This window comes from Enterococcus sp. AMC1086 (assembly GCF_058216575.1).
Genome location: NZ_CM177100.1, coordinates 309,299 through 321,691 on the forward strand (window position 1 = coordinate 309,299; position 12,393 = coordinate 321,691).

Consider the following 12,393-nt stretch of genomic DNA (forward strand, 5'->3'; position numbering starts at 1 on the left):
ATACTGTTTATCTGTATGTCATACTGCTATGATACAATGAGATTGTTGTCAAGAAACATAAAACCGAAATAGTACACATAAATTATAAATGTATAAAGTAAATCCGGAGGAATAAAGAGTGAAAAAAAATATATTATCAGCATTGATGGTTTGCTCAATCACACTTACTTCAGCTGTGTTGCCGATGGCTGCAGTTGCCGATGACTATGATACAAAGATCGAAAAGCAAGATGCAATCATCGATGGGCTAAAAACAAAAGAATCAGAAGCTGCAACTAAATTAGCAACAATCGAATCAGATATGCTGACTACAGCGACTAAAATTGATGAATTAACGGCCAAGAAAAAAGCACTTAAAGAAGAAATCACGAAATTATATGGTGAGATTTCTGATTTGAATGTTCGTATTCAAAAAAGAGAAGTTCAAATGCGTAATCAAGCTCGTGATGTTCAAGTAAGTGGAACAAGTACTAGCTACTTAGATGTGATCGTCAATTCTGAGTCTATTTCTGATGCAATCAGCAGAGTACAAGGCATTACAGCACTCGTTAGTGCGAACAATGATCTATTAGCACAACAAACTTCTGATAAAGAAGATGTAGAAAAAAAGACAAAGACAGTGGAGTCGCAAATCTCTGTATTAGAGACTTCTACAAAAGAATTAGCAGATAAACAAGCTTCTTTAGATACATTGAAACTTGAACAAGAAATTGCTAAAAATGAGTTACAAGCACAACGCTCAACAGAAGAAAACAAAAAGTCTGAGTATGTTGAACAAAAAGCAGCAGCACAAAAGAAATTAGAACAAGAACAAGCGAAGCAAGTAAAACAAGCCGAAGCACAAAGAAAAGCCGAAGCACAAGCTGCTAAGGAACTTGCTGAAGCACAAGCTGCAAATCCAGGTCTTACACAAACCAATCTTGTAGAAGAAAATGGCACAACAAGTAGAACAGCTGCGGCGCCAACACCAGGAAAAAACAACGGTAATAATGGCGGTGGTAGCAGTATCGGTACTGGTGGTGTGTCTGAAGCGAAGAAAAGAGCAGCGCAAATCGCTTTGAATTCTGTTGGTCAAACAAATCCAACAGGTTGGGGACAAAGTGGTGAGTGTATTGTAGCCGTGCAAAATTGGCTAAATGCAGCAGGTGTTAGATTCTCACCAGGAGGTCCACATAGCGGATATACTCAATCAGGAGCAGTTCAAGTCTCTTGGTCTGATGTTCAGGTTGGAGATGTCGTTCAATACGAAAACTCTCTTAGTCCAGATGCTTGGTTAGATGGTGTTCATACTGTTCTAGTCGTGGGAGTCAACGGTAGTTCAGTCCAGATCGTTGAATCCAATAATCCAGCAGGTTCTGGTTATGTGTCAACAACTACAGGCTGGACTCCAAGTCCCTATGCAGCAAACTTTAGAGCTGTTGTATGGCGTTTTCCAGGATAGTAATATAGTTTAAATGAAAGTAAAATTCCCATTAGCAAAGACGATTGATATTGCTAATGGGAGTTTTTTGTATTAAAGCAATAAACGACTTTGTACAGCGTACGGCGTTTTTTTTGTTTATGACATAGTAGTCAACATAAAAGAATATAAAAGCTGTAATCCATATATTTTTAGTCAGTTAATATGACAATATATCAAATGTCATATTCAACTTTCAAAAATGAAATACTCCTGTAACATTATTTTTATATGTATGACATGTGATTATGCTACAATGGTTTCGTTGTCAATAATAAGAATGAAAATTACTCAAACAATGAATTTATTAATAGTAAAAGTCGGAGGAATGAATTTTGAAAAAAAGTATATTACCATTACTAATGACTTGCTCATTAGCCCTTACATCTGTAGCTTTTCCAGCAATCACATTAGCAGACGAAGTGGACTCTAAAATTCAACAAAAAGACCAAAAAATTTCAGGATTGAAATCTCAAGAAGCTGACGCTCAAAGCCAAGTGGCTGCAGTACAAGATCAAGTAGCTTCTATTAACGAAAAAGCAGGAACATTGCTAGCACAACAAAACAAATTAAGAAAAACATCTACTAACTTAGAAAAAGAAATTACGCAATTAACAAAACGTATCGACAAACGCGAAGTTGCTATCAAAAATCAAGCACGTGATGTACAAGTGAACGGGAACAGCACTAGCTACATGGATACATTGTTGAACTCAAAATCAGTTTCTGATGCTATTACTCGTATAACAGCAATGTCTACTATTGTTAAAGCAAACAATAGTTTAGTAAAACAACAACAAGAAGACAAAAAAACAGTTGAAACAAAGAAAACTGAAAATGAAGAAAAATTACAAGAACTACAAGATAACCAAGTAGAACTTGAAGCTCAAAAAGGCGATCTTGTTAAAGCAGAAGCAGATTTGAATGTATTACAAACAACATTAGCTGCTGAAAGAGCAACTGCAGAAGATCAAAAAGCTGGACTAGTACAAGAAAAAGAAGCAGCAATCGCAGAACAAGCACGTATTGCTGAACAAGAAAAAGTAGTAGCAGCGAATGCTAAAAAAGCTGCTGAAGAAGCTGCAGCAACTAAAGCAACAGCACCAAGTACAACTGCTTCATCTACTGAAGAACCAACAAATAACTCAACAGAAAATAATAATTCAGGAGTTGTAACACCTCCTGTTAATAATGGTGGTGGCGGAGCAGTTACACCACCACCAGCTCCAAAGGAAGAAGATAAAACACCAACACCAACACCAACACCACCAACTGGCGGTTCTGCGATTGCTATTGCAGCAGCACAAGTTGGTAAACCATATGTTTGGGGTGCTAAAGGACCAAATAGTTTTGACTGTTCTGGTTTAGTATACTACTCATTCATGCAATCATCTGGCCGTAATGTCGGTGGCTATACAGTTGCACAAGAAAGTGCTGGTACACGCATCTCTGTAGGAGAAGCGCAAGCTGGAGATTTATACTTCTGGGGTAGCCCAGGTGCTTCTTACCATGTAGCGATCGCTACAGGTGGCGGCGGTTATATTCACGCTGGTAACGAAAGTACAGGCGTTGAATACAGCAATGTTGGCTCATTTACACCAAGTTTTGCTGTACGTATGTAATCAAGTTTATCTTAATAATTTAAAGAATCAGACAATTGTCTGATTCTTTTTTTGTATGTAATTTAAAAAGAAGCTTCAACAAAAAATGCGTTGAAGCTTCTTAATACTATTTAATATACTCTTCCGTTAGTTCCATAAACTCATTCACATCTTTGATCACTTGATCGATCCCTGCTTGCCAGAAATCAGGTTTGGTTAAATCGACATTAAGATGTTTTTTAGCCAAGTCTTCTGAAGTCATAGATGCAGTATCTCGAAGTAAGGCAATATATTGATCCTCAAAATCACTGCCTTGTTTATTAGCATAAGCGTAAATTCCCATACTGAACAAATAGCCGAATGTGTACGGGAAATTATAAAACGGCACATCGTCAATAAAGAAATGCAATTTACTTGCCCAAAAATGAGGATGATAAGTTCCTAAACTATCTTGATAACTTTCTTTTTGAGCGTCAAGCATCAATTCTGTTATTTCATCTTCACTAAGCAATCCTTTTTGGCGCGCTTCATAAAAGCTATTTTCAAAAATAAAACGAGAGTGGATATTCATAAACATTGCAATTGCATTTTGCATCTTGGTGTCTAATAAATTGATTTTTTCTTCAGGTGACTTCGCTTCTTTAAGCGTTGCATCTGCAACAATCAATTCTGCGAATGTACTAGCCGTTTCTGCGACGTTCATTGCGTATTCCCGATCAAGTGCAGGAAGATCCCACATCACGCTGCTATGGAATGCATGACCCAATTCATGAGCCAATGTTGCGACTTCGTTGATTGAATTTCCAAATGTCATGAAAATTCTTGATTCTTTCGTTTCAGGAAGTTCTGTACAATAGCCGCCTGGGCGTTTACCTGGGCGATCTTCTGCCTCGATCCAACTTTTTTCAAAAGCACCTTTCGCGAATGTTGCCATTTTAGGACTGAATTTTTCGAAATTTTTCAGAATAAACTCGGCTGCCTCGTCAAAACTATATGCTTTTTCTTCTAAGTCTCCTAAAATAATCGGAGCATCTTGGTCTTGCCAATCCATTTTTTCTTTTCCAAATAATTGCGCTTTACGAGTCAAGAAATCGATAAAAGGTTTTTTATTTTTTTGAATCGTTGCCCACATCACGTCTAGAGTTTCTTTTTGCATGCGGTTATAGTTTAGTGGTTTTTCTAAGAAATCTGTGACACCATGCAATTTGTATTCACTCAAACGGAAGCCATCCAAATGATTCAACGTATCTGCTAGTAATGGGGCTTTTTCATTCCAAGCTTTTTCCCATTCTTTGAATAGCTTTGCACGAACATCTGTGTTAGGATCACTCATCATCCGATTGAAAGCTTGTCCAGCTGAAAGTGATAGTGTCTGATCTCCTTCTTTAAATGGAATCGAAATGCTAGCCACAATCGTATCATAATGGCTACTCCAAGCATTAAGCCCATCTAAAGATAATGTGTTGATAATGTTTTCTTCCTGCTCGGATAAGAGTTGCTTACCGTCACGACGAATTTCATTTAAACGAAATGCAATATTTTCAAAGACAGGTAAAGTTGTCAAGATTTCCCAATGTTCATCAGAAATTTCTGTCAATTTTTTTGTAAAAATTGTTTCTGCTAGTTGAATTGCAGGTAATAATGAAAACAAATCACCAGATAAGATTTTAGCTTTTTTATCTTTTGTGTCAGCGGATGATAGAGCTGTGATAAAGCTGTTACATTGAGAAAAACCATCAGAAATTTTTCCCTGTAAAGCTAAAATTTGTTGTAATTCTTGATAGTCAGCATCATTTCCTGGTGTCCATTGTTCGATCAATTGGTGATAGGTATGACTTTGCTCTTTCAATTCTGTTAATCTTTGTTCCAATTGTACGGAGTGGCTGCCCCCAGGAAAAATGCTATCTAAATCCCAAACAAGTGAATACGTCATATCTGATTCCTTCTTTCTTAAATCTATTTCTTCTAGTATATCATAAGAAAAAAAGATTGAGTGCTTGTTTATTTTATTAAAAAAAACAATTATAATAATAGTATCTGAAACGAGGTGACAAATTGAAAAAACAGTTAAAAAATAGTAATTCATATATATTTCTAGCTTTTTTGATCATGGCTATTTTATTTTATAGTTCTTCTCAAACCTATGAACAACAATCTCAAGTGGGCCTAATAGATAAGCTATTCAGCAATCATCCATTTAAAGAACAGTTAAAAGGAATTTCATTTAACTATGCTGGTAGTGAAATAAGTATTCAAGCGAGAGGATATTCAAAATTTGTAGAGTTCTTCATTCGTAAGGGCGCTCATTTTGGGACGTATTTTTTGTTAGGCGGTAGTTGGTTCATTGGATTGAATATGAAAATCAAACAACCGCTTTTGATTGGTATTGTGGCGTGGCTTACGGCTACGGGATACGCTGGTTTAGATGAATACCATCAAATGCTGACAGGAGGACGGACACCACTATTTCAGGATGTGATGTTAGATTCTATCGGAGCTCTGACGGCAATTGTTTTGTGTTTACTTGTGATTGGTATTAAAAAAATGAGGAAAAAATAACGGAAGTAAGACTTTGTTGAGCGGAGTCTTGCTTTTTTTATATTATTAGGAGCTGAAAAAAAATTGATGGATAAGAGGTACTAGAAGATAAAATACCATTATTATCGTCAAATGAAAAAACTCTTATGTAGAACATAGTGGAATTTAAAAGAATTCATTCTATAATAAGACGAGGAGTGATTGATTATGGAGATTATCGCTATTAATAAAAGCAAGACTAGAGATACTGCAACGATTCCTAGCTTGGGGATGCTAGCTTATCGTATTTTTCCAGATACAGAATGCATTAATATTCAACTATTAAGTGGAACTCAAGAAGAATGTACGGTGCCATTTAAAGACGGTGGACTGTTTGTATTACGTGGTGTTGAGGTTCGTTTTGAAATGATTGATTAAATAAAAAAGCAAGGTAAGGCAACTGTTGAAAAATGTTGATTTACCTTGCTTTTTTATATTGTTTTTAAGTATACAATACTTTTTTTAAGCCGTTGTAACCCTTCAAGTAATTTTTCTTTGGAGCAGCCAATATTTAAACGTAGGAATGAGGCACCTGCTTCACCATAGGTCGCTCCACTCATAATAGCGACTTTTCCATGTGTTACAAGAGCGTTTTGAATTTCCTCCATTGAAAAAGACAAGTTAGAACAATCGATCCAAAGTAAGTACGTGGCTTGGGCGGACACAACGGTTAGTTCAGGTAAATGTTCTTGGATGAAGTCTTCTGCCAACTGGACATTTTGATCTAGATAATGATTTAACTGATCTAGCCAATAGTCACATTGAGTGTAAGCTGTGATTGTGCTTACCATTCCCAAAATACTGGTAGATGAAAGGCCATCGCGGTTTTTTAGTAGTGTCAAAAAACGTTCCCGCAAAGCAATATCTGGAATCATCAGATAAGAAGCCACTAGACCAGGAGTATTGAATGTTTTGCTTGCTGAGGTACATAAAGCAAAATTGTTTGGATTTACTGCGTACTTAAAAATAGGAGAGTGCTGCTCAGTATTTCGCAAAATATCCATATGAATTTCATCTGAAATTAGGAAGACCTTATGTTTGTCGCAAAGATAGATGAGTTGTGTCAGTTCATCTTGCGTCCAAACCCGGCCAGTCGGGTTATGGGGACTACACAATAAAAAAATTCGGCTGTCTGGGTGTTTTAGTTTTAGCTCTAAGTCGTTAAAATCTATAGTATATTGGTTATTTTGGTAGAGAAGTTTTGTTTCAATCAACGTTCGATTTTGTGCATCGATCAGTTTAAAAAAAGCATCGTAAGCAGGGGTTTGAACAATAATCTGATCCCCGATTGTCGACTTCAATTCAATTAGTTTAGAAATCGAATAGATGACAGAAGGACTATAAACGATCCAATCACTATTCAGCTTATAATCAAAACGTTTGCGATACCACTGTTGAATACTTTCTTTAAAGGGATTATGATTCCAGCGAGTATAGCCGAAAACGGGGTGACTCAAACGATGTTGAAGAGTCTCTAAAATCTCGTCAGGGACAGCAAAATCAGTATCAGAGACAGTAAAGGGAAGCAAATCAGCTTCACCAAAGCGGTCAGCGATATAATCCCATTGTGTACAAAAAGTGCCTTTTCGATCAATAATTTTATCAAAATCAATTTTATCTTTCATCTGTTTACGTCCTATTCCATCAAACTTTCTAGTTCATTTTTTACAGTCGCGACCTGAGTCCCAATAATAACTTGAAGATTAGTTGAATCTAATTTAATAACGCCGATAGCTCCTTGATTTTTCAGTTCTTGTTCATCTACAACGCTCATATCGTCTACAACTAAACGTAGTCGTGTGATACAGTTATCTAGCGAAACGATATTTGTAGTCCCGCCTAAAGCATCAAGAATCAGTGGACCATTGTAGTTTCCTTTTTTCTTATACGTTCGTTCTGTTTCAGAAACATTTTCAGTGACGAGTTCTCGACCAGGGGTTTTTAAGTTGAATTTTTGAATCGCAAATTTGAATACAACATAATACAACGCAAACCAGATGGCACCAACGATCACAACGAAAAACCACTTTGTATACGTTCCTTGTAAGACACCAAAAATTAAAAAGTCTAATACACCACCATCTGTATTGCCAATCACAACTTGAAGCAGCGCCATGATCATAAAGCCCAATCCTGTCATGATCACATGAAATCCGTATAATACAGGGGCAATAAATAAGAATAAAAATTCGATTGGTTCTGTAATACCTGTGACAAAAGTAGCAATGACTCCAGAAATCAATAAACCCTTAATTTTATGCCGATTTTGAGGCAATGCTGTTTGATACATTGCTAAAGCTGCAGCTGGGAGACCAAACATAAACGTTGGCATTTTTCCTTGTGACAAGAAGGCTGTTGCAGCTGGACTGATGGGTGAACCACTTTGAAGTTGTGCATAAAAGATATTTAAGGCACCAGATATACTTTGACCATCCACGATTTGTGTCCCACCAGCTTCAGTAAAGCGAATCATTGAAACCAAAATATGATGCAAACCAAAAGGTAATAACAAACGCTCACCTGCGCCAAATAAAAATGGACCAAAAATTCCTGCTTTTTGAATCATAAAGCCCACGCTATTGATTCCAAGTGCGAATAGTGGCCAAATAATTGGGACTAAAATCCCCACGATCGCCATGACAAGTGTGGTGATGATTGGAATAAACCGTGCTCCACCAAAAAAAGCAAAAGCATCTGGTAATTGTATCGTATAGAATTTACTATGCAGCAAGTACACGATGATTCCAACAATAATACCGCCGAGAACGCCCATTTCTATCGATTGTATTCCTAAAACCATTCCTTGTCCTGCTTCACGGAGGTGGTCTGGCTCTGCCAATTTGCCTGTCTCAGTCAAATAAAAATTAATGGATAAGTTCATGACAACATAACCGACAAAACCAGAAAAAGCTGCAACTCCTTTTTCATTACGGGCCAAGCCTAATGGAATGGCCATTGCAAATAATAATGGCAAGTAGGTAAAAGCGAATCCGCCAACGGTAGACATAAAGCGAAAAATCACTTGTAACCAAGGCTGGTCTAAAAATGGCAATAGTTCAATTGTCGTTGGACTAGAAAACGAGCTGCCGATGCCTAAAATCAATCCCATAAAAGCGAGCAAGGCTACAGGTAACATAAATGTTTTTCCAATACCTTGAAAAAATTCCCAAAAACTAAATTTCTTTTTCACAGTAGTATTCCCCCTTTAGATAAGAAAAATAAATATTTTCTTTTATAGTAGCTCCAGTGTACGTGGGGAAAAATTAAAAAACAAGCGCTTTCAAAAAAGTAGAAAGGATTTACAAAAAATGTATGCTGTTTCATTTTTCTACATAAGTTTCGATATAATGAAGAATCAACAGTTCTAAAACAAGATGCATCGGAATTCGAGAGCTCATGTCGATATCACCATAATAACCGTTCGTAACTTTGACATGAAAGACCAATGTAGCTAATTCTTCAAGAGGACTATTGGCAGAACCAACGATTGCGATGATGGGTACTTTTTTTTCTTTTAAAATCGCAACGTACTCTAAGGGGAGATTCGTTTCACCGCTATAGCTGACAAGAATCGCAACATCTGTTGTTGTTAAATGTTTGGCAACGATTCTCAATTCATCCCAGTCTTCTCGCGCGTTAGCAATTCTACCAGCAAAAGTCAACTTACGTGCAGCTTCAAAACAGCAGGAATAAGAGCTGCCTACACCAAAAAATTCTACTCGCTGACTATTCGCAAGCAGCATTGCACCTGCGTCGAGGTATTCTTGATTCACTAATTGTAAGGTTTCGCTGATTTCATTTTGGACACGTTCAGCTAGTTGAGTGAAATTAGCTGAAGGTTGATAGGCTGGTCGCTGTTCTTCTTCTAAATGATGGATTAACGTATATTTGAACTCTTGAAAACCACTATAGCCCAATGCTTTACTTGTTCGGCTAATTGTTGCAGTTGAAACATATATTTTTTTGGCGATCTCGTCAATACGACTTTGAGCAATTTCTTCTGGATGTTCAATAATATAAGCTAAAACTTGTTTTTCTAGCCGGCTGAGTTTGTCTTGATGTTTTTGGAGTTTCTTTAAAAATATGCTCACAATTTTACCTCTTTTCAATGGAATACTGTCTGATTATTAGTATAGCAAACGGATGGATCAAGAGTAAAGGTTGCAACTATTTACAAGCATAGTAAAATAGAAGGTAAACGAACGTTGTAGGATCATTCAGCGATAGTGTTATCTAGCTTCGCAGACTAACCTTTCGGAAAAAAATAAAAATGGAGCGAGACAAGGAACGTCCTACTCAATTTTTCCTATTTTTCTGTCAAGGTTGAATGAGTCTGTTCAGCTTTTGTGTTATCTAGCTTCAAGAGCTAGCCTTTCGGGAAAAAAATAAAAAATAAATGAGCCAGAGAACGTCTCAGTTATTTTTTCCTATTTTCCTGTCAAGGCTGAGCAAGCTCTTTCAGCTTTTAGAATAGGAGGAATAATCAATGGCAGGTCATAGCAAGTGGAAAAATATTCAAGGTAGAAAAAATGCACAAGATGCAAAACGGGGAAAGATTTTTCAAAAATTATCAAGGGAAATTTACGTAGCAGCTAAATCTGGCGGGACTGATCCTGCAACAAATGCGGCATTAAGGCTTGTAATGGACAAAGCAAAAGCGGCGAATATGCCCAATGATAATATCGATCGTGCAATTAAAAAAGCCAGTAGCGCAGGTGAAACTGAACATTATGATGAAATTACGTATGAAGGATATGGACCAGCGGGTGTTGCGATTTTAGTTTATGCTTTGACAGATAATCGTAACCGTACAGCAACGAATGTCCGAGTTGCTTTTACTAGAAATGGCGGTTCTTTAGGCGAAACAGGTTCAGTTAGCTATATGTTCGATCGTAAAGGCTACATTGCGATCGAGCGCTCAAATCTTTCTGTTGATGAAGAGACGATGTTTGAAAATATACTGGAAGCAGGAGCAGAAGATTTGGAAACATCGACAGAAGTATTTGAAATTTATACAGCACCAGAAGATTTTACCACAGTTAGAGATACCTTAGAAAAAGACGGCTATACATTGGCACAAGCTGAATTGACGATGGTGCCGCAAACATTGGTAGAGCTAAATGAAGATCAACAAGAGCAACTGCAAATTTTGATTGATAAATTAGAAGAAGATGATGATGTATCGGATGTTTTCACCTCAGCTGATATGTAATTTCTTTTAAAAGAATAAATGATGACTCAAAGATGTCAGCATTTCTATGTTACTTTATAGTTACCAAATAAATGTGTAGCTGATCACTAAGAATGATGGATCTCTATAAAATAAAAAGAGGGATATAATGAAAGAAATGGCAGATGAGGTAGTGACAGTTTTTGAACAGTATCCTGAACGTTACCGAAAACCATTACTTGCACTTCGAGAATTAATTTTTGATACTGCAGCGAGTTTGACGATTGTTGGTGAGTTGGAAGAAAGTTTAAAGTGGAATCAGCCATCCTATGCAACAAAAAGCAGCAAATCTGGTAGTCCCATTCGTATCGATCGTTTTGGGGATGAAAAAATTGCCCTCTTCTTTCAATGTCAAACAACATTGGTGGAGGAATTTAGAGCATTATTTCATGATGTTTTCGAGTTTTCTAAAAATCGGGCAATTGTACTTGATCCTGAAAAAGAATTACCCATCAATGAATTGGTTTTTTGTATTGAACAAGCATTGACTTATCATAAGAGATAAGCGAAAGAGGACTGTACTCTACAACGTATCAACAGTTGTAGAATACAGTCCCTTTTGATTTAAGAGAAAAGAATAGTGACAAAGCTTGATAAACTTATCTTCGTTCAATAAATGTATAAGGGATAGACACAGTTCTACTTTCTTTTTCCCATAAAAGCTGGAAAGCTGCTTCACCGCACTGATCGATATGATGATCAATGGTAGAAAAATTGAGCAGTCTACTAGAGAGTAAATTTTCTTCCCCAATCACGCTGACCTGCGCTAAAGAAATATGCTGCAAAATACCAGCAGCTACATCATCGCCATTGGTCACGATCACTTCAAGATTCTTTAACGTTGCAAAATGAATGCCAGCTTGAATACCATCTTCGTATGTACGGCAGTCTCTAACAATCATAGACGGATCTGATAAGCCGATGATGGAATTGTAGGCTTGTAGAACCAATCCTGTGCTAGCACTTTCTTTTTCAGTTCGTCCGACGGTTAAGCCAATGTTATGATACCCTTGTTTTTTCAAACTGGTAAACAGATCGATATAGGATTCTTCACGTTTGATCGAAACGCAAGATATAGGAAAATCACCAGTATTTTCACAACAAACGATCGGTGCATATTTAAGATAACGGACGATCACCTCAAATGAAACTTTTTTTGAGGTAATGATCATGCCATCCCAAGCTTTTGCTGCTAATGCATTTAAATAATTCATCTCAATAGTAGGATCATAATTAGTTGGCAGCAAGGTTACTTTATAGCCATCCTTAAAAGCAGCATTCAAAATACCACTGACGATTTTGTCAGAATAAGGATGATTGGCATAAGGAATCATGACGGCAATATGTTTTGATTTTCCACTACTCAAATCACGCGCTTTAGCATTGGGTATATAATCAAGTTCTTGCATGATTTTTAAGATCTTTGTTCGTTTTTCCTCAGATACATAAGGATGATTATTCAAAACACGAGAAACAGTAGTGACCGAATAGCCTGATAACTTGGCAATATCACGAATATTTGCCAT

General features: G+C 36.9%; 11 protein-coding genes. 6 read left to right on the forward strand and 5 right to left on the reverse strand.

The annotated features are described in order from the left end of the window. Positions 1–118 precede the first annotated feature (118 nt). Together AC4BC4_RS01535 and AC4BC4_RS01540 are read left to right on the forward strand one after the other, a co-directional pair. Positions 119–1,441 carry a coiled-coil domain-containing protein gene (locus AC4BC4_RS01535; protein WP_490476547.1) on the forward strand — a complete coding sequence of 441 codons (1,323 nt, stop codon included), beginning with the start codon at positions 119–121 and terminating at the stop codon, positions 1,439–1,441. 353 nt (positions 1,442–1,794) lie between these two features. Next, entirely contained in the window at positions 1,795–3,081 is a 1,287-nt protein-coding gene (locus AC4BC4_RS01540) for a coiled-coil domain-containing protein (protein WP_490476548.1), read from the forward strand. A gap of 106 nt (positions 3,082–3,187) precedes the next feature. Here the strand turns inward: AC4BC4_RS01540 and AC4BC4_RS01545 are convergent, their stop codons facing one another. Next, on the reverse strand, positions 3,188–4,993 hold the full coding sequence (locus AC4BC4_RS01545; RefSeq protein WP_490476549.1) for a M3 family oligoendopeptidase: 1,806 nt from the start codon (positions 4,991–4,993) through the stop codon (positions 3,188–3,190). A gap of 122 nt (positions 4,994–5,115) precedes the next feature. On the opposite strand from AC4BC4_RS01545, the gene AC4BC4_RS01550 reads away from it, so the two are divergent. Next, positions 5,116–5,619, forward strand: a complete 504-nt coding sequence (locus tag AC4BC4_RS01550; protein WP_490476550.1) for a VanZ family protein — start codon at positions 5,116–5,118, stop codon at positions 5,617–5,619. Positions 5,620–5,805: 186 nt separating this feature from the next. Next, on the forward strand, positions 5,806–6,015 hold the full coding sequence (locus AC4BC4_RS01555) for a hypothetical protein (protein ID WP_438757557.1): 210 nt from the start codon (positions 5,806–5,808) through the stop codon (positions 6,013–6,015). 53 nt (positions 6,016–6,068) lie between these two features. On the opposite strand, the gene AC4BC4_RS01560 is transcribed toward AC4BC4_RS01555, so the two are convergent. From AC4BC4_RS01560 to AC4BC4_RS01570, 3 genes are all read right to left on the reverse strand, one after another. Beyond that, complete coding sequence (locus AC4BC4_RS01560) at positions 6,069–7,262, reverse strand: MalY/PatB family protein (protein ID WP_490476551.1); 1,194 nt, start codon at positions 7,260–7,262, stop codon at positions 6,069–6,071. A gap of 11 nt (positions 7,263–7,273) precedes the next feature. After that, positions 7,274–8,773 carry a maltose/glucose-specific PTS transporter subunit IIBC gene (gene malX / locus AC4BC4_RS01565; RefSeq protein WP_490477336.1) on the reverse strand — a complete coding sequence of 500 codons (1,500 nt, stop codon included), beginning with the start codon at positions 8,771–8,773 and terminating at the stop codon, positions 7,274–7,276. Between the two features lie 184 nt (positions 8,774–8,957). After that, positions 8,958–9,728, reverse strand: a complete 771-nt coding sequence (locus AC4BC4_RS01570; protein WP_438757555.1) for a MurR/RpiR family transcriptional regulator — start codon at positions 9,726–9,728, stop codon at positions 8,958–8,960. Positions 9,729–10,123: 395 nt separating this feature from the next. On the opposite strand from AC4BC4_RS01570, the gene AC4BC4_RS01575 reads away from it, so the two are divergent. Then, a complete protein-coding gene (locus tag AC4BC4_RS01575; RefSeq protein ID WP_490476552.1) occupies positions 10,124–10,849 on the forward strand; it encodes a YebC/PmpR family DNA-binding transcriptional regulator in 726 nt (241 codons plus the stop codon). Positions 10,850–10,976: 127 nt separating this feature from the next. Next, positions 10,977–11,372 (forward strand): DUF1801 domain-containing protein, encoded by a 396-nt coding sequence (locus AC4BC4_RS01580; RefSeq protein ID WP_490476553.1) that lies wholly within the window; start codon positions 10,977–10,979, stop codon positions 11,370–11,372. A 94-nt stretch (positions 11,373–11,466) separates the two neighbouring features. Here AC4BC4_RS01580 and AC4BC4_RS01585 read toward each other — a convergent pair whose 3' ends face one another. After that, positions 11,467–12,393: a LacI family DNA-binding transcriptional regulator gene (locus AC4BC4_RS01585; protein WP_490476554.1), complete on the reverse strand. Its 927-nt coding sequence runs from the start codon at positions 12,391–12,393 to the stop codon at positions 11,467–11,469.